The 23,623-nt window shown below is 69.8% G+C and carries 27 protein-coding genes; 13 read left to right on the plus strand and 14 right to left on the minus strand.

Going from position 1 to position 23,623, the window contains the following annotated elements:
• Both ACFP3H_RS16105 and ACFP3H_RS16110 read right to left on the minus strand, forming a co-directional pair.
• Positions 1-624 (minus strand): TRAM domain-containing protein (locus ACFP3H_RS16105; protein ID WP_378606442.1); only part of this gene is annotated, 624 nt, incomplete at its 3' end.
• Between the two features lie 36 nt (positions 625-660).
• Positions 661-2,658: an APC family permease gene (locus tag ACFP3H_RS16110; RefSeq protein WP_378606445.1), complete on the minus strand. Its 1,998-nt coding sequence runs from the start codon at positions 2,656-2,658 to the stop codon at positions 661-663.
• 171 nt (positions 2,659-2,829) lie between these two features.
• Between ACFP3H_RS16110 and ACFP3H_RS16115 the strand changes: the two genes are divergently transcribed.
• Both ACFP3H_RS16115 and ACFP3H_RS16120 read left to right on the plus strand, forming a co-directional pair.
• Positions 2,830-3,495 carry a potassium channel family protein gene (locus ACFP3H_RS16115; protein ID WP_378606448.1) on the plus strand — a complete coding sequence of 222 codons (666 nt, stop codon included), beginning with the start codon at positions 2,830-2,832 and terminating at the stop codon, positions 3,493-3,495.
• Between the two features lie 4 nt (positions 3,496-3,499).
• Complete coding sequence (locus tag ACFP3H_RS16120; protein ID WP_378606451.1) at positions 3,500-4,171, plus strand: potassium channel family protein; 672 nt, start codon at positions 3,500-3,502, stop codon at positions 4,169-4,171.
• Positions 4,172-4,175: 4 nt separating this feature from the next.
• Here the strand turns inward: ACFP3H_RS16120 and ACFP3H_RS16125 are convergent, their stop codons facing one another.
• The 3 genes from ACFP3H_RS16125 to ACFP3H_RS16135 all read right to left on the minus strand — a co-directional run bounded on the left by ACFP3H_RS16125 (position 4,176) and on the right by ACFP3H_RS16135 (position 6,115).
• A complete protein-coding gene (locus ACFP3H_RS16125) occupies positions 4,176-4,829 on the minus strand; it encodes a sigma-70 family RNA polymerase sigma factor (RefSeq protein ID WP_378607398.1) in 654 nt (217 codons plus the stop codon).
• Between the two features lie 128 nt (positions 4,830-4,957).
• Entirely contained in the window at positions 4,958-5,704 is a 747-nt protein-coding gene (locus tag ACFP3H_RS16130) for a DUF3159 domain-containing protein (protein WP_378606454.1), read from the minus strand.
• 3 nt (positions 5,705-5,707) lie between these two features.
• Positions 5,708-6,115: an OB-fold nucleic acid binding domain-containing protein gene (locus tag ACFP3H_RS16135; RefSeq protein ID WP_067458744.1), complete on the minus strand. Its 408-nt coding sequence runs from the start codon at positions 6,113-6,115 to the stop codon at positions 5,708-5,710.
• Between the two features lie 73 nt (positions 6,116-6,188).
• On the opposite strand from ACFP3H_RS16135, the gene ACFP3H_RS16140 reads away from it, so the two are divergent.
• Positions 6,189-6,899 (plus strand): alpha/beta fold hydrolase, encoded by a 711-nt coding sequence (locus ACFP3H_RS16140; RefSeq protein ID WP_378606458.1) that lies wholly within the window; start codon positions 6,189-6,191, stop codon positions 6,897-6,899.
• Here ACFP3H_RS16140 and ACFP3H_RS16145 read toward each other — a convergent pair.
• Positions 6,892-7,788 carry a DUF3710 domain-containing protein gene (locus ACFP3H_RS16145; RefSeq protein WP_465263765.1) on the minus strand — a complete coding sequence of 299 codons (897 nt, stop codon included), beginning with the start codon at positions 7,786-7,788 and terminating at the stop codon, positions 6,892-6,894. The genes ACFP3H_RS16140 and ACFP3H_RS16145 overlap by 8 nt on opposite strands.
• A 5-nt stretch (positions 7,789-7,793) precedes the next feature.
• Positions 7,794-8,264, minus strand: a complete 471-nt coding sequence (dut, locus tag ACFP3H_RS16150) for a dUTP diphosphatase (RefSeq protein ID WP_378606464.1) — start codon at positions 8,262-8,264, stop codon at positions 7,794-7,796.
• Between the two features lie 93 nt (positions 8,265-8,357).
• On the opposite strand from dut, the gene ACFP3H_RS16155 reads away from it, so the two are divergent.
• Complete coding sequence (locus ACFP3H_RS16155) at positions 8,358-8,885, plus strand: DUF3093 domain-containing protein (RefSeq protein WP_378606467.1); 528 nt, start codon at positions 8,358-8,360, stop codon at positions 8,883-8,885.
• 25 nt (positions 8,886-8,910) lie between these two features.
• Here the strand turns inward: ACFP3H_RS16155 and ACFP3H_RS16160 are convergent, their stop codons facing one another.
• On the minus strand, positions 8,911-9,213 hold the full coding sequence (locus ACFP3H_RS16160) for a DUF4193 domain-containing protein (protein ID WP_378606470.1): 303 nt from the start codon (positions 9,211-9,213) through the stop codon (positions 8,911-8,913).
• Positions 9,214-9,588: 375 nt separating this feature from the next.
• Here ACFP3H_RS16160 and cei point away from each other — a divergent pair, with 375 nt between their 5' ends.
• Positions 9,589-10,272, plus strand: a complete 684-nt coding sequence (gene cei, locus ACFP3H_RS16165) for an envelope integrity protein Cei (protein WP_378606473.1) — start codon at positions 9,589-9,591, stop codon at positions 10,270-10,272.
• A 12-nt stretch (positions 10,273-10,284) separates the two neighbouring features.
• On the opposite strand, the gene ACFP3H_RS16170 is transcribed toward cei, so the two are convergent.
• The gene (locus ACFP3H_RS16170; protein ID WP_378606475.1) at positions 10,285-11,184 is read right to left on the minus strand and encodes an inositol monophosphatase family protein; all 900 of its coding nucleotides are present in this window, start codon (positions 11,182-11,184) and stop codon (positions 10,285-10,287) included.
• A 107-nt stretch (positions 11,185-11,291) separates the two neighbouring features.
• Between ACFP3H_RS16170 and ppgK the strand changes: the two genes are divergently transcribed.
• The 3 genes from ppgK (at position 11,292) to ACFP3H_RS16185 (ending at position 14,769) form a co-directional block, all read left to right on the plus strand.
• Positions 11,292-12,050, plus strand: a complete 759-nt coding sequence (ppgK, locus tag ACFP3H_RS16175) for a polyphosphate--glucose phosphotransferase (RefSeq protein WP_378606478.1) — start codon at positions 11,292-11,294, stop codon at positions 12,048-12,050.
• A 246-nt stretch (positions 12,051-12,296) separates the two neighbouring features.
• Entirely contained in the window at positions 12,297-13,670 is a 1,374-nt protein-coding gene (locus ACFP3H_RS16180) for an RNA polymerase sigma factor (protein WP_378606481.1), read from the plus strand.
• 226 nt (positions 13,671-13,896) lie between these two features.
• Positions 13,897-14,769 (plus strand): MHYT domain-containing protein, encoded by an 873-nt coding sequence (locus ACFP3H_RS16185; RefSeq protein WP_378606484.1) that lies wholly within the window; start codon positions 13,897-13,899, stop codon positions 14,767-14,769.
• On the opposite strand, the gene ACFP3H_RS16190 is transcribed toward ACFP3H_RS16185, so the two are convergent.
• Entirely contained in the window at positions 14,770-15,252 is a 483-nt protein-coding gene (locus ACFP3H_RS16190) for a cation:proton antiporter regulatory subunit (RefSeq protein ID WP_378606487.1), read from the minus strand.
• A gap of 37 nt (positions 15,253-15,289) precedes the next feature.
• Positions 15,290-15,661, minus strand: coding sequence for a DUF952 domain-containing protein (locus tag ACFP3H_RS16195; protein ID WP_378606490.1), 372 nt, complete (start codon positions 15,659-15,661; stop codon positions 15,290-15,292).
• Positions 15,662-16,065: 404 nt separating this feature from the next.
• On the opposite strand from ACFP3H_RS16195, the gene ACFP3H_RS16200 reads away from it, so the two are divergent.
• Entirely contained in the window at positions 16,066-16,260 is a 195-nt protein-coding gene (locus ACFP3H_RS16200) for a DUF7455 domain-containing protein (protein ID WP_378606493.1), read from the plus strand.
• A gap of 96 nt (positions 16,261-16,356) precedes the next feature.
• Here the strand turns inward: ACFP3H_RS16200 and ACFP3H_RS16205 are convergent, their stop codons facing one another.
• Positions 16,357-17,106 (minus strand): TetR/AcrR family transcriptional regulator, encoded by a 750-nt coding sequence (locus ACFP3H_RS16205; RefSeq protein ID WP_378606496.1) that lies wholly within the window; start codon positions 17,104-17,106, stop codon positions 16,357-16,359.
• A gap of 129 nt (positions 17,107-17,235) precedes the next feature.
• Here ACFP3H_RS16205 and ACFP3H_RS16210 point away from each other — a divergent pair, with 129 nt between their 5' ends.
• On the plus strand, positions 17,236-18,984 hold the full coding sequence (locus ACFP3H_RS16210) for a DEAD/DEAH box helicase (protein ID WP_378607400.1): 1,749 nt from the start codon (positions 17,236-17,238) through the stop codon (positions 18,982-18,984).
• A complete protein-coding gene (locus ACFP3H_RS16215) occupies positions 18,984-19,532 on the plus strand; it encodes a hypothetical protein (RefSeq protein ID WP_378606499.1) in 549 nt (182 codons plus the stop codon). Before ACFP3H_RS16210 ends, ACFP3H_RS16215 begins: the two co-directional genes overlap by 1 nt.
• Before the next feature lie 278 nt (positions 19,533-19,810).
• Here the strand turns inward: ACFP3H_RS16215 and ACFP3H_RS16220 are convergent, their stop codons facing one another.
• Positions 19,811-21,535: a DEAD/DEAH box helicase gene (locus tag ACFP3H_RS16220; protein WP_378607403.1), complete on the minus strand. Its 1,725-nt coding sequence runs from the start codon at positions 21,533-21,535 to the stop codon at positions 19,811-19,813.
• Between the two features lie 209 nt (positions 21,536-21,744).
• Here ACFP3H_RS16220 and ACFP3H_RS16225 point away from each other — a divergent pair, with 209 nt between their 5' ends.
• A complete protein-coding gene (locus ACFP3H_RS16225) occupies positions 21,745-22,857 on the plus strand; it encodes a YihY/virulence factor BrkB family protein (protein ID WP_378607406.1) in 1,113 nt (370 codons plus the stop codon).
• Here the strand turns inward: ACFP3H_RS16225 and ACFP3H_RS16230 are convergent.
• A complete protein-coding gene (locus ACFP3H_RS16230) occupies positions 22,830-23,066 on the minus strand; it encodes a DUF3039 domain-containing protein (protein WP_378606502.1) in 237 nt (78 codons plus the stop codon). The genes ACFP3H_RS16225 and ACFP3H_RS16230 overlap by 28 nt on opposite strands.
• 144 nt (positions 23,067-23,210) lie before the next feature.
• Between ACFP3H_RS16230 and ACFP3H_RS16235 the strand changes: the two genes are divergently transcribed.
• Positions 23,211-23,567 (plus strand): DUF3099 domain-containing protein, encoded by a 357-nt coding sequence (locus tag ACFP3H_RS16235; protein ID WP_378607409.1) that lies wholly within the window; start codon positions 23,211-23,213, stop codon positions 23,565-23,567.
• Positions 23,568-23,623 lie beyond the last annotated feature (56 nt).

Raw genomic sequence — 23,623 nt, forward strand, 5'->3', positions numbered from 1 at the left:
GGGCCCGGCGCCGGGGGTCTCGGCCAGCTCGACGATGTGGCGCACGCCGTCACCGTCGACGGCGACCACCACGTCCGCGCCCGGCGTCCACAGCCGGTCCGCCACGCCGTCCAACGCGCCCGAAACCGGTTGCGGGCAGCGCAGATCCGGGATCACCTCGGTGCTGCGGTAGCGGTGCACACCCGCGCGGCCCGCGCTGTCGACCACCAGGCGCACCCGGGTCCGCCACCCGCCGGTGACCTCGCCGGAATCGCCCGCGATGGGTTCGACCGTCACCTCGCGTTCGATCTTGGCCAGTCGGCGCAGCTGCTCCTCGACGACGGTGGCCTTGAGCGCGCGCTGGGCTTCGGGCGTGGCGAAGGAGAAGTCGCAGCAGCCCGCGCCGCCCGGCCCGGCGACCGGACAGGTCGCGGGCACCCGATCCGGGGACGCCTCGATGATCTCGACCGCGTCGGCGCGACAGAACGAACCGCCCCGGTCCTCGGTCACCCGCGCGCGCACCAGCTCACCGGGTAGGCCGTGGCGCACGAACACCACCCGGCCCTCGTGGCGGGCCACGATGAACCCACCGTGCCCCGGCGCACCGAGTCGCACCTCGAACTCTTGTCCGGTCCACTCACTCACGACCACACCCACTCTCACCCTCGACCCACGCCGCGCTCATTCGCGACGCCCCGGTCGTTCCAAACCTCGGCGCACCGAACCCGGCGCATCGACCTCTCCCGACTGTTTGGCCCTGGTGGAGGAACTGAGCTGCCACGGCACGCTCGTCACCATCACACCGGGCTCGAACAGTAATCTGCCTTTGAGCCGCAGCGCGGACTGGTTGTGCAGCACCTGCTCCCACCAGTGCCCGACCACGTACTCGGGAATGAACACCGTGACCACATCGCGCGGGGCGTTCTTGCGCACCCGTTTGACGTACTCGAGCACGGGCTTGGTGATCTCGCGGTAGGGCGATTCGATCACCTTCAGCGGCACGTTGATCTCGCTGTTCTCCCACTCGCGCACCAGCTTGCGGGTGTCGGCGTCATCGACGTTGACCGTCACCGCCTCGAGGGTGTCGGGGCGGGTGGCGCGCGCGTAGGCCAGGGCGCGACGGGTCGGCAGGTGCAGTTTCGACACCAGCACCAGCGAGTGGGTGCGGCTGGGCAGCACACCGTCCCAGTCGGATTCGTCGAGTTCGCGCGAGACCGAGTCGTAGTGGCGGCGGATGAGCTTCATCACGATGAAGATCGCCACCATGGTGATGATCGCGATGTAGGCGCCGGCGAAGAACTTGGTCAGCAGCACGATCACCAGCACCGCGCCGGTGGCGGTCAGGCCGATGGCGTTGATCACCCGCGAGCGCTTCATTCGACGACGCTGGGCCGGGTCGGTCTCGGTGCGCAGCAGGCGCGTCCAGTGGCGCAGCATGCCGGTCTGACTCAGCACGAACGAGACGAACACGCCCACGATGTAGAGCTGGATGAGCTTGGTCACCTCGGCGCCGAAGAACACCACGAACGCGATCGCGGCACCGGAGAGGAACAGGATCCCGTTGGAGAAGGCGAGGCGGTCACCGCGGGTGTGCAGCTGGCGGGGCAGGTAGCGGTCCTGCGCCAGGATCGAACCGAGCACGGGGAAACCGTTGAACGCGGTGTTGGCGGCCAGCACCAGGATCAGGGCGGTGACGATGGTGATGAAGAAGAACCCGATCGGGAAACCGTGGAACACCGCGTCGGCGATCTGGGCGATCAGCGTCTTCTGGTGGTAGTCCGCGGGCGCGCCGATCAGGTGCTTGGGGTCGTGCGCGTAGACGACGTTGATCTTCTGGGCCAGGATGATGATGCCCATCAGCAGCACGATCGCGATGGTGCCCAGCAGCAGCAGCGTGGTCGCGGCGTTGCGCGACTTGGGTTTACGGAAGGCGGGCACGCCGTTGCTGATGGCCTCGACACCGGTCAGCGCCGCGCAACCGGAGGAGAACGCGCGCGCGATCAGGAAGGCGAAGGCCAGGCCGTAGAGGTGCTCGTCCTCGGCGTCGAGGCCGAAACCGGCCGACTCGGCCTGGATGTCGTCGCCGAGCACATAGGTGCGGAACAGGCCCCAGCCCAGCATCACGACCATGCCGATGATGAACGCGTAGGTCGGCACCGCGAACGCCTTGCCCGACTCGCGCACCCCGCGCAGGTTGATCGCGGTCAGGATCACGATCGCCACCACCGCGAACAACACCTTGTGCGTGGCGACGAACGGAATCGCCGAGCCGATGTTCGACGCCGCCGAGGAGATCGACACCGCCACGGTGAGCACGTAGTCCACCAGCAGCGCGCTGCCGACCGTCAGGCCCGCGTTGGGGCCGATGTTCTTGGTCGCGACCTCGTAGTCACCGCCGCCGGACGGGTAGGCGTAGACGTTCTGCCGGTAGCTCGCGACGACCACCGCCATCACCAGGGCCACCGCGAGGCCCACCCACGGCGCGTACACGTACGCGGCGATCCCCGCCGCCGAGAGCACGAGGAAGATCTCCTCCGGGGCATAGGCCACCGAGGACATCGCGTCGGAGGCGAAGACCGGAAGAGCGATACGCTTGGGCAACAACGTGTGGCCGAGCGAATCGCTACGGAACGGCCTGCCCAGCAGCACACGCTTGGCTGCCGTCGTCAACTTGGACACCGGGCTGAGCATAGAGGAGTTCACCAGCCGCTTCGCGCGCACATTCGTCGGCGTCACAGCGATGTCCGGATTGTTTGCACCGCGTCGACGCGGGGAAAATGGGCGATGGGAGCATCCGGCGGGTACGGTCCTTGCCGGACGCCACGGGTAGGCCAGGAACGAGGGTGCACGGTGTACGTAGTGATCATGGGGTGCGGGCGTGTCGGCTCGTCACTGGCGCGGGCGCTGACCCGGGTGGGTCACGAGGTCACGGTCATCGACCGCGATCCCACGGCGTTCCGCCGCCTCGGCGAGGGTTTCACCGGACAGCAGGTGATCGGCGTCGGCTTCGACCGTGAGGTGTTGACCCGCGCGGGCATCGAACGCGCCGACGCGTTCGCCGCGGTGAGCTCCGGCGACAACTCCAACATCATCTCCGCGCGGGTGGCCAGGGAGATGTTCGGCGTCGAACGCGTGGTCGCGCGGATCTACGACGCCAAACGCGCCGAGGTCTACGAACGACTCGGCATCCCGACCATCGCCACCGTGCCGTGGACCACCGACCGGTTCCTGCGCACCCTGATCGGCGACAACTCCACCACCACCTGGCGCGACCCCACCGGCGCGGTCGCGGTGACCCAGTTGACCCTGCACGAGGACTGGTTCGGGCGCACCGTGCGCGATCTGGAACACGATCTGAAGGTGCGGGTGGCGTTCGTGCTGCGCTTCGGGCAGGGCCTGCTGCCCGAGTCCAAGACGATCATCCAGGCCGATGACGTCGTCTACGTCGCGGCCACCTCCGGCACCGTCGGCGAGGCGATCGCCCTGGCCGCCAAAGCCCCACTGAGCGAGGACTGAACACATGAAGGTCGCCATCGCCGGCGCGGGCGCGGTCGGGCGCTCCATCGCCAGGGAACTGCTGCGCGGCGGACACCGGGTGATGCTGCTCGAGCGCCAACTCGACCACATCGACCCCGCCGCCATTCCCGACGCGGTCTGGGTGCACGCCGACGCGTGCGAGCTCGCCCTGCTCGAGAACGCCGATCTGGAAACCTACGAGGTGGTCATCGCCGCGACCGGCGACGACAAGGCCAACCTGGTGCACGCGCTGCTGGCCAAGACCGAGTTCGGGGTGCGCCGGGTGGTCGCGCGGGTCAACGATCCGCGCAACGAATGGCTGTTCAACGAGTCGTGGGGGGTGGATGTGGCGGTGTCGACGCCGCGACTGCTCGCCTCGCTCGTGGAGGAGGCGGTGTCGGTGGGTGATCTGGTGCGGTTGATGACGCTGCGCCAGGGCCAGGCCAACCTGGTCGAGATCACGCTGCCCGCAGACACCCAGCTGGCGGGCAAACCGGTGCGCACGCTGGCGATGCCGCGCGATACCGCGCTGGTCACCATTCTGCGCGGGGGCCGGGTGATCGTGCCCCAGCCCGACGATCCGTTCGAAGGCGAGGACGAACTGCTGTTCGTCACGTCCGTGGAGGCCGAAGAGGATCTGCGGCTGGCCCTGGCCACCCACGGTGTGCGACCGTGAGCGCCTAGGCCACTTTCAGTTCCGCGCGCAGCTTGTTGAGCGCGCGATGCTGCATCACCCGGACCACGCCGGGGCTGGTGCCGATGGCCTCGGCGGTCTGCGCGGCGCTCCAGCCGAGCACGATCCGCATCACCAGGACCTCGCGGTGGTTGGGGGCGAGCACCTTCATCAGGTCGTGGGCGGCGGCGCGGCGTTCAAAAGCCAGTACCCAGTCCTCCGGTCCCGCCGAGGTGCTGGCGGTGTCGGGCAGGTCCGCGGTCGGGTAGGCGGTGTGCTTGCCGCGCCGGAAGGCGTCGGAGACCTTGTTGGCGGCGATGCCGTAGACGAAGGCCAGAAACGACTTGCCCTGATCGCGGTAGCGCGGGATCGCGGTGACGATCGCCATCAGGACTTCCTGGGTGACATCGTCGGGAGTCACCATCAGGTGGCCGGTGGCGCCCATGCGCGCCGAGCAGTAGCGGCGGACCAGCGGGTGGACCAGGCGCAGGATCTCGGCGACGGCGTCGCGGTCACCGCGCGCGGCCGGACCGATCAGCGCGTCGAGTTCGGCGCCGATGCGCTTGCTCTCCGAGTGCGCGGGCGCCGCGGTCTTCGACGCACCGGCCCGGCGCGTGGTGGTCTCGACGGCCGGTCGCTCGGTACGGTGCTCGGTTGCCATCATGGTCGCCGGGTCCTTTCACGATCATCGCGTAATTCCTACGCATTGATCGTGCGACGAACGGCCGGTCGCGACCAGGCACCCCAGGGTGGGGACTTCCCCACCTCCGGCGGTGCGCTTACCCACCCTCAGGCGGAGACGGATTCCGTTCCGGCACCGGACTTGTCGGCCTTGGACGCGGGCAGATGCCCGGCCCGGCGCACCGCCCACACGGTGACGACCAGGGCCACCGCGGTCAGCGGCCAGCCCATACCGATGCGGGCCACGGCCAACCAGGTGGTGTGGTCGGTGTCGTAGAGCTGCGACTGCACCAGGTAGCGGGCGCCGAACACGACCACCCACACCGCGGTGGCCAGGTCGTAGAGCTTGCGCACGCGCTTGTCGGTGCGCCAGCGGTGCCCGTGGCCGTTGAGCGCGCCCCAGATCACCCCCACCAGGGGTCGGCGCAACAGGATCGACAGCGCGAACACGCCCGCGTACACCAGGCTGGTGTAGATGCCGAACAGGAAGAATCCCTTGGCCTCCCCCACCCGCTGGGCGATGAACGCGCACACGCCCACCCCGAGGAAACCGGAGATCGCGGGCTGGATGGGGCTGCGCTGGATCAGCCGCCAGACCAGGATGGCGGCGGCCACGCCGAGCGCGGCCCAGATGGCCACGGTCAGGCCCGCGAAGGTGTTCACCGGAACGAACACCAGGACGGGCAGGGTGGAATAGATCAGGCCGCTGAACCCGCCGAGCTGTTCGAGCAAGGTCTGTTCGGCCTTGTCGACCTCGGCGTCGACCTGTGGGTCCACCGGTTCATCGGTGACCACGGGCAACGCCACGGTGGCTTCGGGGTCCGCGGCAGTGCGGTACTCGTCGCTGGAGGGCATACGTCAGCTGTTCCCGCGCAATTCGTAGTAGGGGTTGAAGATCACTTTGCGGCCGTCGCGGTCGCCCACGCGACCACGGACCAGAATGCGGCGCCCCGGTTCGATCCCGGGAATGCGCCTGCGCCCGATCCACACCAGGGTGATGGCGTCGGTGCCGTCGAAGAACTCGGCCTGCACGGTGGCACCGGCGGCCTTCGGACAGGCTTCGACACTGCGCAGCCTGCCCAGGATGGTGGCTTCCTCACCACGGCAGCAATCCTTGGCGCGGCGAGCGCCGGAGGCGTCGGCCGTCTCGGCCAGTTCCTCGGCGTCGAGCTGGTCGATATCGGCGGTCAGTCGGCGGCCGAGTCGTCGAAAGTATCCTGAATCCGGGCCCGATCCCGACTTGTGTCCGCCCGTGGATGACGACATGGCACGCTTCTCCCGCTTGTTGGCCTCACTAGTCACTGTAGAGGGGCAAACGCCGCGCCGCTACGCTCGGTCGGTGTTGCGCACCCCACCCCAGGTCACCGTCCTCGCCCTGCCAGGGACCGGTTCCGACGCCGATTTCGCCGCCCGCGCGTTCGGACCGGCGGCCCGCGCGCACGGACTGGCGTTCCAGGCCGTGGAACCGGACCCGAAGGCCGTGGTCGGAAGCTGTCGAGCGGCGTTGGACGCGGCCGCGGCGCGCGGCCCGGTCCTGGCCGCGGGCATCTCCCTCGGCGCCGCGATCGCGCTCGACTGGGCCGCCGAGCACCCGACCGCGGTGGTCGGTGTCCTCACAGCACTACCCGCCTGGACCGGCGCCGAAACAGCCGCCTGCCCCGCCGCATCGAGCGCCTCGGTTACCGCCGAGCAACTGCGCGCCGACGGGCTCGAGGCGGTGATCGCGCGCATGCGGGCGTCGAGCCCGGCGTGGTTGGCCGAGGCACTGACCCAGTCCTGGCGCGGACAGTGGCCGGACCTGCCCGCCGCCCTGGACGAGGCGGCGGGCTACGCGTGGCCGACGCTCGAACGGTTGGCCGGGATCGAGGTGCCGGTGGCGGTCGTGGGCGCCGTCGACGACCCGATCCATCCGATCGACATCGCCCGCGAATGGGCCGCCACCCTGCCCTCGGCCCGCCTGCGTGAAATCACCCTCGCCGAACTGGGCGCCGACCCCGCGATCCTCGGCCACACCGGACTGGCCGAACTGACCCGAACCCGGGCTAGTTGAGCCCGAGTTGCTGCATCGCCGAACCGTCGGCGCCGCGACGGGGCTCGTCGGGCAGCTTCGGGGGCAGGGCCGACGGGGGCGGGGCGGCCGCGGCGGCGGCCTGGGCCTCCTGGGCCGCCTGCTGGGCCTCGAGCTGCTGCTGGTGGGCGGCGGCGAGCTGTTCGGCCAGTTCGCGGGGCAGCACCACGGGCAGCGGGTCGCGCACCGGCAGCGGGTCGGTGCCGCGGCGGACCACGGCGTCGGCCAGGACCGCGCGGGCGGCGGTGATCAGCGGGCTGCGGTCGTCGACGGCGCCCTTGGGGCCCGCGGCGACCAGGCGGATCATCCAGCGTGGGCCGTCGACGCCGATGAAGCGCAGATCGGCGCCCTCGGTGATCGCCTTGACCTCACGACCCCACGGACCCTTCTCCACGGCCACGGCCGCGCCGTCACCGCGCAGCGACTCGGCCAGATCGGCGGCGACCGTGCGCCACTGACCCGCGGACTTGGGCGCGGCGTAGGCGGCCACGGTGAGCCTGCCGTGCTCGGTGGCCAGGTGCACCGCCTGCGGGGTGCCGTCGGGGCTCATCTCCACCTGCAACTGCCCGCCCTGGGGCACCGGGATGAGCACCGAGCCGAGGTCCAGGCGCCGGGAGATGGCGTCCTCGGAGACCTCGCTGATGTCGTAGGGGCCCGCGGCGGCATCGGGGGCGTGATCGAAATTGCCGTAGATGCGCTCGTCGGTCGGCGCGTCGTCGAAATCGAGCCGGGCGAAATCGGGGCGGTGGAACTCGTCGGTGTCGTACTCGTCGGAGTCCGCGTCGAGGTCGTAATCGGCCTCGTCGTAGGCCACCTCGTCGTACTCGACCACGTCGTCCTCGCGCGGGGCGCGCTTCTTCTTACCGAACAGACCCATCACGCCTCCTTGCCGGCCAGGCTGGCATGCCCGCCGCTCGACCCGTATCCACCACTGCCACGCGCGGTCTCGTCGAGATCGTCGACCTCGGCGAAATCGACCAACTCGACCCGCTGCACCAGCAACTGCGCGATCCGGTCGCCGCGCCGCAGCTCGATCGCGGTCCGCGGATCGTGATTGATCAGGCACACCTTGATCTCGCCGCGATAGCCCGCGTCGATCGTGCCCGGCGTATTGACCACCGACAGCCCGGCCTTGGCGGCCAGCCCGGACCGGGGATGGATCAGACCGACCGTGCCCAACGGCAACGCGATGGCGATCCCGGTCCCGACGAGCACCCGCTCGCCCGGTTCGATGATCACATCCTCGGTGGTACAGAGGTCGACGCCCGCGTCACCCGGATGGGCACGCGTCGGCACAGGGATGCCGGGATCGAGCCGCCGCAGCGGAATCGGTGCAAGTGCGTTCACATCGGTCGAGACTACGCGCTCGCGGGCGCGAGTACGCGCTCACGGGGCGGACCTTCTCGTCGAGGTCACGATGCGGTGACCTAGTGTTGAGGAGTGCCCGACCAGCCCCATTCCCCCACGACCGACACCGCCGACGCACCGCAGCACGCGCCGGGAACACGGCTCTACGCCGAGCGCCTGTGGGTGCCGCTGTGGTGGTGGCCCGTCGGCTTCGCGATCGCGGCGCTGCTGGCCGCCGAGATCCATATGGGCGCGCCGGGACTCCGGGCCTGGCTGCCGTATCTGCTACTGGCGCCGGTCCCGGTGTGGATTCTGTTGTGGATGAGCAGGCATCGCCTGGATGTCACCGTGGCCGCGGACGGCACGGCCGAACTCCGCGTGGACCGCGCCCACCTACCGGTGAGCTTCGTCGCGCGCGCGGCGGCCGTGGCGCCGACAGCCAAGAGCGCGGCGCTGGGTCGACAACTCGACCCCGCCGCCTATGTGCAGCATCGGGCCTGGATCGGCTCGATGGCGTTGTTGGTACTCGACGACCCGGACGACCCGACGCCGTACTGGTTGATCAGTACCCGCAGGCCGGACCGGGTCTTGGCCGCGCTCGGACTCCCGAGCGCGGGCTGACCCTTCCGCGCTGATCCGAAACGGATCAGAGTGCGCAATCCATGCAGATCAGCTGGCCGCTGTTCTCCTCGGCCAGTCGGCTGCGATGGTGCACCAGAAAACAGCTGGAGCAGGTGAACTCGTCCGCCTGCTTCGGGACCACCCGAACGCTGAGTACTTCGTCGGACAGGTCCGCGCCGGGAAGCTCGAACGATTCCGCTGTATCGGATTCGTCGATGTCCACGACGGCGGACTGCGCCTCGTTGCGACGCGCCTTCAGCTCCTCGAGCGAGTCCTCCGACACCTCGTCGGATTCGGTGCGCCGCGGTGCGTCATAGTCGGTTGCCATGTCGTCTTCCCCTCAGTCCTTACTCCGTATATCCCGGATCAGTCGATTGCCGTAACCCCGCAGGGGTCCGGCGTTCGTACCGCCCCGCCGGTGGTACACCTCACACGTGCACCGGTCGTCTATCAGGTTCGATCGTCTGCGATCTACTCCGACAGCCTTCGGTAAACGCAGGACATGCCCTTGTTGTTCCCGCGACCGACCACCGTTTCACCGGTAAATATTCGATCTGGGCGGCCAGACAATAGCGGACCAACGGCCGAATGTCGCAATCAAACCCGCGACGCGGAACAAACCGACGACGAATCGTCACCTGCGGTGAAACGCGCCGAGACCTCCCCGGCTCGCGCGGCGCGCGCGGACTCGTAGAGTGAGCGGGTGGTTTCACTGATCACCGAAGGCAGCGCGACTGATCGCGACGGCAAACCCTTTCCGCGACGGCGGCCCGAGCTCTGGCTCGCGCTGGTCCTCGTGCTGGCTCTGGTGAGCCTGTTCGTCTGGATCACGGCGTTTCGCACGCGGGACGAGGGCAACGAACCGATGGCGTGCAACGCGCCGAGCACCCCGACGGCCACCGCCGCCCCGCAACCGGCGGCGCTGGGCACCCGGGTCGGGCCCTCGCGGCTCGAGGACGTCGACCCGGCGGCCCTGTCGGAGTCCAAGGTCCGGGTGTTCAACGCCAACGGCAAGAGCGGCCAGGCGGGCAACATCGCCTCGGCCCTGGCCGATCTCGGCTTCGCCGGCGCGCCGGGGACACAGGTGGGTAACGATCCCGTCTACGTCAACGGCGACCTCACCTGCGCGGGCCAGATCCGCTTCGGCGTGAACGGTCGCCCGGCCGCGGCCTCGGTGCAGTTGGTCGCGCCGTGCGCGGAACTGATCGAGGATCCGCGCACCGACGACACCGTCGATCTGGTGCTGGGCCAGGCGTTCGGCGAATCGCTGCGCCCCGGCGCGGACGCCGAGGCGGTGCTGCGCTCGCTGAAGAACCTCGCGCCGGGCGCGAGTTCGTCCTCCATCGACCCGGCCCTGGTCGACGCCGCCCGCGACGTGAAGTGCTGAGGGGCTGATCCCTCAGTCCGGCAGCGGAATCGGGGCGCCGACGCTGTCGAGCAGGGCGTCGAGGTCCTTCGCGATGCCGGGGGCGGCGACCACGGTGAGTTCGCCCGCGGCGCCGCCGACGGTGACCGACGGGACACGCACGACCGCGCCCGCCTCGGCGGCGATGAGGGCGCCCGCGGCCCAGTCCCAGGCGTTGAGACCGTGCTCGTAGTAGGCGTCGAGGCGGCCCGCGGCGACGTGGCACAGGTCCATCGCGGCGGCGCCGAGGCGGCGGATGTCGCGGATGCGCGGCAGGATCTCGGTGAGCAACTGGGCCTGGCGGGCCCGGCGGGCGCTGCCGTAGGCGAAGCCGGTGGCCACGAGCGCCACTGACAGCGAATCCTCGCTGCTGCACCGAAGCACCGTGCGGGTGCCGTCCGGTCCCACAGCGTGCGCGCCAGCACCCCGCGCGGCACTGTAGGTGGTCGCGGCGGCCACATCGACGACCGCGCCCGCGACGGGGCGGCCGTCGATCACCGCGCCCACCGACACCGCGTAACCGGGCAGTCCGTAGAGGAAGTTCACGGTGCCGTCGATCGGGTCGACCACCCAGGTGACGGTGCCGGGCGCGGTGGCGCCGACATCGCCGCCGCCCTCCTCGCCCAGGATCGCGTCGGCCGGTCGGCGCCGGGCGAGCAGTTCGCGGATCAGCTGCTCGGATTCGGTGTCGACGATGGTCACCGGATCGGTGGCGTGCCCCTTGGTCGACACCGCGCCGGCGGCGGGACCGTCGGCGGCGAAGACCTGCGGGCGGCGCGCGCGCACGTGCGCGGCGGCCGTTTCGGCGAGTTCGACGGCGAGCAGCCGCAACTGCTCGGGATCGGCGGATGTGGTGGGGGCAGCGGGGTTCTCGGGCTCGGTGTGTTCGGGCACGACTCCATCGGAACACATGTCGACGCGCCCCGCAGAAACGGTGACTACCGCTACGCTGCTCTGTGATGTCTGTCAGGCAGATCGACCGTCAGCAAGGGGTTGAAACCATGTCCGCACGGGGGCACGCATTCGGTATCGATATCGGCGGCAGTGGCGTGAAGGGCGCCGAGGTCGACCTGACCACGGGCCTGCTCACCCATGACCGTCTCAAGATCGCGACGCCGCAGCCGTCGACGCCGGCCGCGGTCGCCGCGGCGGTGGCCGAGCTCGTCGCCCAGGCGGGGTGGACGGGTCCGGTCGGCATCACCATGCCGTGCGTGGTGCTCGACGGCATCGCCAGAACCGCCGCCAATATCGACCAGGACTGGATCGGCACCGACGCCCGCGCGCTGTTCTCGGCGGCGCTGGGCGGGCGCGAGGTCACCGTGCTCAACGACGCCGACGCCGCGGGGCTGGCCGAGGACCGCTACGGCAACGCGCGCGACCTGGTCGGGCTCACGCTGCTGCTCACCTTCGGCACCGGGATCGGCTCGGCGCTGCTCTACAGCGGCGTGCTCGTGCCCAACTCCGAACTCGGCCACCTCGAGATCGACGGGGCCGACGCCGAGGACCTGGCCGCGGCCTCGGTCAAGGACAACGAGGGCCTGGACTACGCCCAGTGGGCGCAGCGGGTGAGTCGGGTGTTGAGCCGCATCGAGGATCTGTTCTGGCCGAAGGTGATCATCGCCGGCGGCGGCATCAGCCGTGATCACGCGCAGTGGATTCCCTTGCTCACCAACAGAACTCCGGTGATTCCGGCCGTGTTGAAGAACACCGCGGGTATCGTCGGCGCGGCGATGGCCATCGAGGCGGGCATCGCGCCCTAGCCGGGCGTGGTCGGGTACGCAACGCCTGGATGGCATCGTGCCATGAGTACCCTGGTTGGATCGTTACAATGGAACACGTCCGGCGGTGAGCCGGTGAAACCTTCCGGCCGCGGCCGGTCGCGAGAAGGTCGGTGAACGAGCGCCGACTTCCCCCGGCCGACGCATCGCCGGTGCAACCCGACCGACCGCTCCGCCGGAAAACCACTCTGGCGTGACGCCGCACGAGACCGTCACGAAAGGGCGTACGTGGTAGCCACGAATACCCGTCAGACCGCCGACCCGGCCTCCGACGCCGATGCCGACGACGCCGTAACCCCGGCCAAGAAGGCGCCTGCCAAGAAGGCCGCCGCCAAGAAGGCCCCGGCGAAGAAGGCCGCGGCCAAGAAGGCTCCGGCCAAGAAGGCCGCCGCCAAGAAGGCCCCGGCGAAGAAGACCGCGGCCAAGAAGGCGACCTCGGGCGAGGGCGGTGAGGAGCAGCTCGACGACGAGTCGGTCGATATCGACGATCTCGGTGATCTCGAAGTCGCCGAGGACGAACTCGTCGTCGAGGAGGTCGTCGTCGACGACGTCGCCGAGGACACCGCCGAGGTCGCCGACACCGCCGAGCCGACCGAGAAGGACAAGGCCTCGGGCGATTTCGTCTGGGACGAGGAAGAGTCCGAGGCGCTGCGCCAGGCCCGCAAGGACGCCGAGCTCACGGCCTCGGCCGACTCGGTGCGCGCCTACCTCAAGCAGATCGGCAAGGTCGCGCTGCTCAACGCCGAGGAGGAGGTCGAACTCGCCAAGCGGATCGAGGCCGGCCTGTTCGCGGCGGAGAAGATGCGCGAGTTCGCCGAGGCGGGCGAGAAGCTCTCGGTCACCACGCGCCGCGATTTCAACTGGATCGTGCGCGACGGCAACCGGGCCAAGAACCACCTGCTCGAGGCCAACCTGCGCCTGGTCGTCTCGTTGGCCAAGCGCTACACCGGCCGCGGCATGGCGTTCCTGGACCTGATCCAGGAGGGCAACCTGGGTCTGATCCGCGCGGTCGAGAAGTTCGACTACACCAAGGGTTACAAGTTCTCGACCTACGCCACGTGGTGGATCCGCCAGGCCATCACCCGCGCGATGGCCGACCAGGCCCGCACCATCCGTATCCCGGTGCACATGGTCGAGGTCATCAACAAGCTCGGCCGCATCCAGCGTGAGCTGCTCCAGGACCTGGGCCGCGAGCCCACGCCCGAGGAGCTCGCCAAGGAAATGGACATCACGCCGGAGAAGGTGCTGGAGATCCAGCAGTACGCGCGTGAGCCCATCTCGCTGGACCAGACCATCGGCGACGAGGGCGACAGCCAGCTCGGTGACTTCATCGAGGATTCCGAGGCGGTCGTCGCGGTCGACGCGGTGAGCTTCACCCTGCTGCAGGACCAGTTGCAGTCGGTGCTCGAGACGCTGTCCGAACGTGAGGCGGGCGTGGTGCGGTTGCGCTTCGGTCTGACTGACGGTCAGCCGCGCACCCTCGACGAGATCGGCCAGGTCTACGGGGTCACCCGTGAGCGCATCCGGCAGATCGAGTCCAAGACGATGAGCAAGCTGCGCCACCCGAGCCGTTCGCAGGTGCTGCGCGACTACCTCGACTGAGCGATGTCCACCCGCGAGGCCCGTACCGTTTCGACGGTGCGGGCCTCGCGTCGTTGCCGCCGCGACCGGTTCGTGATGAACCCCACACTGCTGTATTGCACTGCGGAGGACACGAATTGGTGATCTTCACCGTATCGTCACAACCAGTTTTTCGTTCTACCGCCTTGGTCCGCGGTACTGGCACCGAGGTCAGGTTCGTGGACGCCCGGCATTGAGGGTTTCGCGCGTGCTCGACATCTATCACTTCAGCTACGGCTGGATCACCCCGGTTCTGGCGTATTTCATGTCGGTGACCGGATGTCTGCTCGGTCTGCAGTGCGCGGCGCGGGGACGCAACGCCACTCAGGGCCGGGCGGGTTGGCTGCTGGGCGCCGCGGTCGCGATCGGCGGCACCGGGATCTGGGTCATGCACTTCATCGCCATGCTGGGATTCAGTATCCGGGGCACCGCGATTCGCTACGACATCCCGTTGACGCTGATCAGCGCGGTCACCGCGATGGTGGTGGTGGGGATCGGGTTGTTCATGGTCAACAAGCCGCAGCCCACGCTGCGCTCGCTGCTGGCAGGCGGCACCATCACCGGACTCGGGGTCGGTGCCATGCACTACTCCGGCATGTACGCGATGAAGTCGAGCGCGACGGTGCACTACGACGCGGCGATCGTGGGTCTGTCGATGGTGATCGCGGTGGTGGCCTCGATCGTGGCGCTGTGGTTCACGTTGCGCGTCAAGGGTTTTCTCGCCACCGTCGGCGCGGCGCTGATCATGGGCGTTGCGGTGTGCGGGATGCACTACACCGGGATGGCGTCGATGCGGGCGCACAGCGGGCACGACGCGGGCCCGGCCACCGGCGCCGAGGCGATGGAGCTGCTGGCGCCGCTGATCGGGGTGAGCAGCATCGTGACGATGCTGGTGCTGATCAGTGTGAGTCTCACCGAGATCGAGAACGAGCAGGCGCTGCCCCGGATGTGGCTGACCTCGCGACGCAAGACGCGTCCGCGTCCGGCCGCGCCGGTGGCGCCGACGGCCGACCACGAGTACCGCACCGAGGAGCTCAGCTACGAGGGCGCGGGCGCGTGGCCGCGCCGGATCGTGGACTGATCAGCCGTGTAGCAGGATCCGCGCGGCCGCGTCGAGGCCGTGCGGGGTGCCGACCACCACCAGCAGGTCGCCCTCGGTGAAGGTGAAATCCGGGCCGGGTGAGGGGTGCAGTTGACCGGCGCGCATCACCGCGACGATCGAGGTCTTGGTGCGGGTGCGCATGCCGGTCTCGCCGAGGGTGCGACCGGCATACGGCGATTCGTCGGCGACGGCGAGCTGGCGGGTGGTGATGCCGGGCAGGTCGCGGTGGTCGTCGTTGAGCTTGGCGACCAGTTGCGGCGCGCCGAGCAGGTTGGCCAGCACCGAGGCCTCGTCGGCCGAGAGCGGCACCTGCGCGGCGATCGCGTCGGGGTCGTCGGACTTGGACACGATCAGCTCGATGTCACCGTCGCGGTGGGCGACCACCCCGACGCGGCGCCCCGACCTGACTTCGAAATCCTTGCGCACTCCGATCCCCGGTAGTGCTGTGACATCGACGTTCACTTCTCCACAGTAGACGCGCGCGCCGCCGCGGCGTGGGCTACGCCACAGGGTCGCGGCGTGGTGTGCCGAACACGCCGTCGGAGTCGGGCAGATAGGGCTGCGCCACCTGCACCGCGGCCAGCGGGAGCGGGGCGTAGAGGTGCGGGAACCGCATCGAGGACGGGTCGGTGGGCACGCCGGGTTCCCACTTCACCTCGCCGGTGAATCGGGCCGGGTCCAGCCACAACAGCACCATGTCGGTGCGCCCGGCGAACAGGCGGTTGGCGGGCAGGTGGACCTGCTGCGGGGTCGACATGTGCACGAAGCCCGATTCGGCCAGCGAGGGCGGTCTGCGCTCCCCCGTCCGGCGAAGTTCTTCCCATTCTTGGGAAGAACACAGGTGAACAAGGGTGTGAGTGTCGGATGTCACGGGTAATCTCCGGGTAGACAACAGGTTCGGACGATCTAGACCCTGTCACACGTCGAGATGAACAGCTCGTTGTCCCGGTCGAGCCCGCCGCGTTAACGGGCAACGCCCCAGCGAGCGACATACCGATGAGCGACAAGATCGAAAGGGGAGGTGGCGTCAGCGCTCCGCAGGTGGTCGGTGAGTGCTCGAGACCGTGATCGGCGGGTGTTCGCTTTCAGCGAAACCGCAGGTCTGTTATCGAAAACACAAAGATTCACTTCCGGGAACAAAGCCTGAACCCCGAACGTCTGACAGAGTAGTCATACCACTGCTGGGAAGTAGCGGATGCGAGCCTCGTGGAGTGACCACGAGGCCCACACCTAGGCGAACGGCCACGCAGCGCCGGGAGCCGGGACGGAGGAGTCATGCCAGGAACCCTGACCAGCACCCCACTGACCGCGGTCGATCGTTGCGATCGTTGCGGGGCGGCTGCCCGAGTGCGTGCAGTTCTTCCCGCGGGTGGCGAGTTGCTCTTCTGCCAGCACCACGCGAATGAACACATGGACCGATTGCGCGAGCTCGAAGCCGTCATCGACACCGACGCAGCTCCCGCCGTCTGATCTCTCCTCGCGTCCGAAACAACAGCATCCGACAATAGAAAACTCCCGACAGCGGGCGTCCCGAACAGGGCGCCCGCTGTCGCTGTCCGTGCGGGCTCAGGTGTCGGTGAGCAGGCCGTCGACGAGGGTGGCCACGCCGTAGTCGAAGGCGCCGTCGGGGTCGGCGGGGGCCTGATGGTGTTCGCCGACGGTGGTGCCGACGCGCCCGGCCAGGGGGAATTCGTCGGGCGGGATCACCCGGGCCAGCAGGGGGCCGGTGATCTCCCACCAGTCGGCATCGCTGAGCTGGGCGGTCGCGCCCGCGGCGGCGACCGCGAGGCGGGCGTTGCCGGTGGCGAAGTCGGTGAGTACGGCGATCGCGCGGTCCATGGCCAGGTCGCTCAGGCCGATGCCCTCGATGGCCGCGAGTTGGCGTTCGTAGCGGCGCAGGCGGCCGGGGCCGAGGACCTGGCGCCACGGGGAGACTTCCAGCAGCCAGGGGTGGGCGAGCAGTTCGGCGCGGATCCGGGCGGCGATGGCGATCATGCGGTCGCGGACCGGGAGCTCGGCCGGGATCGGGGGGTCGGTGGCGGCGACGGCGTCGACCATGAGCGTGATCAGCGCCTCTTTGCTGGGGACGTAGGTGTAGAGGCTCATCGCGCGCACGCCGAGCGCGGCGGCGACCGCGCGGATGGTGAGCTTGGCGATGCCGTCGCGATCGGCCAGGGCGATGGCGGCCGCGACCACGTCGTCGACCGTCAGGGTCTGTTTGGGGCCGCGGGCGCCGGGCTTGGCCGGGAGGTGGTGGCGCCAGAGCAGTGCGAGGAGCTCGGTGGCCTGTGCGGTCTTGTCGTCGCCGGTCGGCACGGGCCGTCCTTCCTTCTGGCGCTCGGGAACAAACTCAGTACAGTGTACGTTGTTGCGTTGTTCGCGTCGCCCGATCGTCAGGAGAATGTTCTGTCCGCCATCCAGGCCACCTACCTGCCCGACCGCCACCTGTTCGCACTGTGGACGTGGAACGGGGTCGACGCCGGTCCCGCGCCGACCGGGGTCGGCGATCCCGAGGTGCTGACGCTCGCGCTGCCGGTGGGCGCGGGCCGCGCGATCGAACCGGTCGAGGTGCCGGCCACGGTGGTGACGCCCGCCGAGCTGGTCGAGGTGTCCTCCGACGAGCTGGCGGCCTCCGGCCGCGCCTGGCGTGGGCTGCTGACCGCCGCCGAGGACCTCTCGTCCGCTTCACCACCGTCGCTGCCGATCGCCGCGCACGCCGTTCCCGACGCGGTCGGGACCTCGATCGTGTCGGCGGAGCGGGCGGCGCGGGTCCTGCGCGAGACGCAGGCGCTCGGCGGGGAGCTGGCCGGGGTGCTGGACGCGACGCTGCGGCCCTATCAGGTGCGCGGGGTGGGGTGGTTGCACGAGACCGTGGCGGCCTACGGCGGGGCGGTGCTGGCCGACGAGATGGGCCTTGGCAAGACCGTGCAGACGATCGGGTTCCTGCGGGGGCGAGCCGAGGGACCGCAGCTGGTGGTGTGTCCGACCTCGCTGGTGGGCAACTGGGTGCACGAGATCGAGCGGTTCGCGCCGGGGTTGACGGCGGTGACATGGCGAGGCGGGCCGGTGGAAGCCGGGGCGGGCACCGTGCTCGTCACCGGGTACCCGACCCTGCGACTGCACGGTGCGGCACTGACCGGTCGGCAGTGGGCGACGGTGGTGTTCGACGAGGCGCAGGCGCTGAAGAACCCCCGCACCCAGGTGTCGAAGGCGGCGCGGGCGCTGACCGCCGAGGCGACGGTCGCGCTGACCGGCACGCCGGTGGAGAACCACCTCGACGAACTGTTCGCACTGCTGCATCTCACGGTGCCGCGCGTGTTCGCGCATCGCACGCAGTTCCGGCGCCGATTCGTGCGACCGATCGAGGAGGGGTCGAGCGCGGCGGCCGCCCGGTTGCGCGCCGCGGTCGAACCGGTGGTGTTGGGCCGCAAGAAGATTCAGGTCGCGGCGGCGCTGCCCGCGAAGATCCACAGTGACCTGCTCTGCGATCTCACCGCCGAACAGGAACGCGTGTACGACGCGGTGCTGGCCGAGGCGCTCGACGAAGGGTTCGGGTCCGGCCTGCAACGTCAGGGACGCGTACTCGCGGCGCTGACCCACCTCAAACAGGTGTGCAACCATCCCGGCCTGGTCACCGGCGAGCTGGGCGAACTCGCCGGGCGCTCGGGCAAACTCGACCTGTGCACCGATATCGTCGCCACCAATCTCGACACCGGTGACCCCACCCTGATCTTCACCCAGTACCGCAAGACCGGCGAGCTGCTGGTGCGCCACCTCGCCGACCAGTTCGGGGTGACGGCGCCGTTCTTCCACGGCGGGCTCGACGCCGAGCAGCGCGGCGAGATCGTCACCCGGTTCCAATCCCCCGACGGCCCACCGGTTCTCGTGCTGAGCCTGCGCGCCGCGGGCACCGGGCTCACCCTCACCCGCGCGGCCGACGTGATCCATTTCGATCGCTGGTGGAATCCGGCAGTGGAGGCACAGGCCTCGGACCGGGCCCACCGCATCGGGCAGACCCGCACGGTCACCGTCACCACCCTCACCAGCGCCACCACGGTCGAGGAGCACATCGCGCCGATGCACACGCGCAAGTCCGCGCTGACCGACCTGTCCGACGCCGCCGGCATCGCCGAACTGGCCCGCCTCGACGACGACGCCCTCGTCGACATCCTGCGCCGAAAGCGAGAGAACTGATGGCCGACAACGAATTCGGGTACACCGCGTGGGGCATGGACTGGGTGCGCCTGGCCGAACCCCTCAGCCGGACCCGCCCCGAACCGCTGCTGCCGCGCGCCCGCAGCATCGCCCGCAACGACGGGGTGCGCCTCGAGATCGAAGGCCGCGCCGTGCGCGCGCACCTGCATCGCGGCGGTCAGGCCTCGATCACCCACGTCGAGGTGGCGCCGCTGTCGCGCGCCGCGGTGACCGCCCTCGTGCACACGATCCCCGACCCGACCGTGCTCACCGACGAGACGCACCGCGCCCTGCTCGACGCGGGCCACTCCCCCGCCCCCACCCTGGCGAGCACCGACTGCTCGTGTTCGGCCCGGTCGGCGCACTGCCTGCACGTGTTCGCGGTGCTGTACGCGCTCGCCCGCCGGGTGGACGAGAACCCGCGCCTGGCGCTGGAGCTCCAGGGCTACTTCGACGACCACCCCGATTCCGAGGCCCCAGCCCAGGAACCCCGCTGGACCAGCATGCACACCCTCGACCCAGACCGATTCTTCACGCCCGCAACATGATCCGAGCGGCACCACGCGACCGACCCTCGCGGCCACGGATCTCAACGACCATCAACCGAGTCCGCACGACCGCAATGCGATGCGACGGCCGACACTCGCGCTTACCGGCGCGCCGCAGCCTGTGATCGACGCCGCAACGCGACGCGACGGCCGACACCGCGGGGGCGACGTAGCTCAGCGGCGACGCACGGCGAAATCGCTCAATGGCGGCGCACGGCGGTGTCACTCAACGGCGACGCACGGCGGCATCGCTCAACGACGACGCAGGGCGGTATCGCTCAACGGCGGCGCAGGGCGGCGATGCGTTCGACGAGTTGGTCGACCGATGCCAAAGCTGTTGGCGGGCCGCCACATTCGCGGCGCAGTTCGCCGTGGATCACCCCGTGCGGCTGGCCGGTGCGGTGGTGGTGCATGGCGACGAGGCTGTTGAGTTCGCGGCGCAACTCGCCGAGGCGGTCGGAGGTGGCGACGCGTTCGGCGACGGCGGCCGGGCGCGGGGCGGCTTCCTGGGCGCTGCGGTCGGCGAGCTGGCGGGTCTGGCGGTCGCGTAGCAGGGCGCGCATCTGGTCGGCGTCGAGCAGGCCGGGGATGCCGAGGTAGTCGGCTTCCTCGTCGGAGCCGGCGATGGTGGCGGTGCCGAACGAGGAACCGTCGTAGATCACCTGGTCGAGCTCGGCGTCGGCGGCCAGGGCGACGAAGGACTTCTCCTCCTCGCCGGGCTCGTCCTTGGCCTTGTTCGCGTCGATCAGCAGCTCGTCTTCCAGGCCCTCCTTGGGGCGGTGCGGCTTGCCGATGACGTGGTCGCGTTGCAGCTCGAGCTGGGCGGCCAGATCCAGCAGCACCGGCACCGAGGGCAGGAACACGCTGGCGGTCTCGCCGGGTTTGCGCGCACGCACGAAACGACCGATGGCCTGGGCGAAGTACAGCGGAGTCGACGCGCTGGTGGCGTACACGCCCACGGCCAGGCGCGGCACGTCGACGCCCTCGGACACCATGCGCACCGCGACCATCCACGGCTGTGTCCCGGCACTGAACTCGCCGATCCGCTTGGACGACTGCGGGTCGTCGGACAGCACGACCGTCGGCCGTTCGCCGCTGATGTGTTCGAGCAGCTCGGCGTAGTCGCGGGCGCGTTCCTGATCGGTGGCGATCACCAGGCCACCGGCGTCGGGCATGCCGGAGGAGCGCAGCTGACGCAGGCGCATGTCGGCCGCGCGCAACACCGAGGAGATCCAGTCACCGGCCGGGTCGAGGGCGGTGCGCCAGGCGCGCGCGGTGTGCTCGGGGCTCAGCGGCTCGCCCAGGCGGGCGGTGTGTTCCTCGCCCGCGCTGTCGCGCCAGTGCGCGTCGCCGGAGTAGGCCAGGAACACCACCGGGCGCACGACGCCGTCGGCCAGGGCGTCGGCGTAACCGTAGGCGTGGTCGGCGCGCGAGCGGGGGAAACCGCCCTCGTCGGGTTCGTAGGTGACGAACGGGATCTTGGAATCGTCGCTGCGGAACGGGGTTCCGGTGAGCGCGAGTCGGCGGGTCGCGTCGCCGAAGGCCTCCTCGGTGGCCTCGCCCCAGGTCTTGGCGTCGCCCGCGTGGTGGATCTCGTCGAGGATCACCAGGGTGCGCCGGTTCTCGGTGCGCACGCGGTGACGGGTGGGATGGGCGGCGACCTGGGCGTAGGTGACCACGACACCGTGGTAGTCGCCGGAGGTGGCGCCGGTGGAGTTGGAGAACCGCGAGTCCAACTGGATCCCGACACGCGCCGCGGCCGAGGACCACTGGTGCTTGAGGTGTTCGGTGGGGGCCACCACGGTGATCTGATCGACCGTGCGATCAGCCAGCAACTCCGCGGCAACCCGCAGCGCGAAGGTGGTCTTACCGGCGCCGGGCGTGGCGACCGCGAGGAAGTCACGCGGCTTGGTGGCCAGGTACTTCGTCAGCGCGCGACGCTGCCAGGCGCGCAGCGAACCCGACGGGGCAGCCCCCGGCGCCACATCGCCCGGTGTCCCCACTTGCTTCGCCGTAACGGCGCCACCCGAACCGGTCACGCCGTCGACCCTAGCCGCCCGAGGCCGCGCGCCGCCAAACCGACGCGGGCGGCGCGACCGGCATCACAGCGGCGCGCGTGGTCACGAAGCCGCGCCCCACGCCACACGCGCGCCCGTTGTGCGAGATGCTTGACACCGAGATGACCAACGACCCGCCCCCGGCCGCCGACGCGATGGGCTCGGCGCCCCCGCCCACCCCCGACGCGGCACCGGCGTGTCCGCCCGCGGGCGCGCATGCGAGCGGGCAACGTCACAGCGATCGGCCGTGGTGGGCGGCCTGGCCCGCGGCGGTGTGGCGGCTGCTCGTGCGGGTCGGACACAAGTGCTGGGACAACTCGATCTTCGCCAAGTCCGCGGCCGCCGCCTTCTGGCAGACGCTGTCACTGGCGCCGCTGCTGCTGGGCCTGCTGGGCAGCCTCGGCTACGTGGGCGGACTGTTCGGGCCCGACACCGTGGAGATCGTGGAGATGAAGATCATCGCGTTCAGCCGCGAGTTCTTCAGTCCGTCGGTGGTCGCGGACCTCATCGAACCGACCGTCGACGACGTGCTCGGCCGCGGGCGCGGCGCGGTGGTGTCGGTGGGTTTCGTGCTGTCGCTGTGGGCGGGGTCCTCGGCCATGGCGACCTTCGTCGACGCGATCGTGGAGGCGCACGGCCAGCAGGACGCGCGCCATCCGGTCTGGCAGCGGATCTTCGCGCTGCTGCTCTACGTGCAGTTCCTGGTGGCGGCGGTGCTGATCCTGCCGGTGATCGCGCTGGGCCCGACCCGGATCGGGCGGGTACTGCCCGAGGCGTGGCGCGAACCGGGACTGCGGCTGATCGACACGTTCTACTACCCGATCGTGGGCCTGCTGCTGATCGTCGGCCTGACCACGCTCTACAAGCTGGCCCTGCACAAGTCGCTGCCGTGGCACCGGCTCTTCGGCGGCGCGCTGGTGGCCGGGGTGTTCTTCATGGCGGCCAGCGACCTGCTGCGCCGGTACCTGTCGTGGATCACCGACACCGGGGTCAGCTACGGCGCGCTGGCCACCCCGATCGCGTTCCTGCTGTTCACCTATTTCCTCGGCTTCGCGGTGATCCTGGGCGCGGAGTTCAACGCCGCGGTGCAGGAGTTCTGGCCTGCCCGGACCACCCGGATCGAGCAGGTCAAGGAGTGGATCACCAACCAGGTGCGCGGCGAGGACGACACCGAGGCCGAGCACGACGAAACCGCCGGGGCCGGGTCACCGGCACCGGCGTCGTCGACCGAGCCCTGCGCTCAGTCGCCCTTGCGCAAGCCCTCGTAGACCTTCTTGCAGTCCGGGCAGACCGGCGAGCCCGGCTTGGCCGAACGGGTCACCGGGAAGACCTCGCCGCACAGGGCGACGACCATCGTGCCCATCACGGCACTCTCGGCGATCCGGTCCTTCTTCACGTAATGGAAGAATTTGGGGGTGTCGTCGCTGGTCGTTTCGTCGGTCGTGGCGTCGGGGCGTACCAGAGTGTCTGTACTCACGCCTTCCATGATGCCGCATCCCGTACCCGGCTCGCTGACCAGCCGCGTGTGCGCGCGCCGACGACGAGTGCAAGACTCGGGGGTATGCAGTCCCACGGCGAGGTACCAGGCGCCGACGAACCGAAGCCGGAGCCGGACGTGACCATGCCCGTCGAGCACAAGCCCTCGCGCGGGTTCTTCCGTCCTGCCGCGGCCGAACACGCCGTGCTCATCACCGAGGCCGCGCCCTCGCTCGAGGACCAGCATCGCGCCCGGGTGCGGCGCTACACGTTCATCATGGCGTTCCGAATCCCGTGCCTGATCCTGGCCGCGGTCGCCTACAGCGCGTTCGAGAACCCGCTGCTGTCGATCCTGATCATCGCGGCGTCGGTGCCGCTGCCGTGGATCGCGGTGCTGATCGCCAACGACCGGCCGCCGCGCACCAAGCAGGAGCCCAGCCGCTGGGATGGTCACTCGAGTCAGGCCGCGATCGAGTCGGGTCAGCGCAAGACGCTCGAGTAGGGCTGTCGACTCGCGGCCAGCCGACTCGCGGCCGGCGCTCAGCTGCTCGCGGCAGC

Source organism: Nocardia lasii (assembly GCF_042658545.1).
Lineage (GTDB): Bacteria > Actinomycetota > Actinomycetes > Mycobacteriales > Mycobacteriaceae > Nocardia > Nocardia lasii.

Excerpts from the sequence above, each read along its gene's own strand:
- ACFP3H_RS16235 (WP_378607409.1), top strand. The coding sequence starts at position 23,211 with ATGCCCGTCGAGCACAAGCCCTCGCGCGGGTTCTTCCGTCCTGCCGCG.
- ACFP3H_RS16200 (WP_378606493.1), top strand. The coding sequence starts at position 16,066 with ATGCCAGGAACCCTGACCAGCACCCCACTGACCGCGGTCGATCGTTGC.
- ACFP3H_RS16120 (WP_378606451.1), top strand. The coding sequence starts at position 3,500 with ATGAAGGTCGCCATCGCCGGCGCGGGCGCGGTCGGGCGCTCCATCGCC.
- ACFP3H_RS16125 (WP_378607398.1), bottom strand. The coding sequence starts at position 4,829 with ATGGCAACCGAGCACCGTACCGAGCGACCGGCCGTCGAGACCACCACG.
- ACFP3H_RS16135 (WP_067458744.1), bottom strand. The coding sequence starts at position 6,115 with ATGTCGTCATCCACGGGCGGACACAAGTCGGGATCGGGCCCGGATTCA.
- ACFP3H_RS16130 (WP_378606454.1), bottom strand. The coding sequence starts at position 5,704 with ATGCCCTCCAGCGACGAGTACCGCACTGCCGCGGACCCCGAAGCCACC.
- ACFP3H_RS16215 (WP_378606499.1), top strand. The coding sequence starts at position 18,984 with ATGGCCGACAACGAATTCGGGTACACCGCGTGGGGCATGGACTGGGTG.
- ACFP3H_RS16225 (WP_378607406.1), top strand. The coding sequence starts at position 21,745 with ATGGGCTCGGCGCCCCCGCCCACCCCCGACGCGGCACCGGCGTGTCCG.
- ACFP3H_RS16160 (WP_378606470.1), bottom strand. The coding sequence starts at position 9,213 with ATGGCAACCGACTATGACGCACCGCGGCGCACCGAATCCGACGAGGTG.
- ppgK (WP_378606478.1), top strand. The coding sequence starts at position 11,292 with ATGTCCGCACGGGGGCACGCATTCGGTATCGATATCGGCGGCAGTGGC.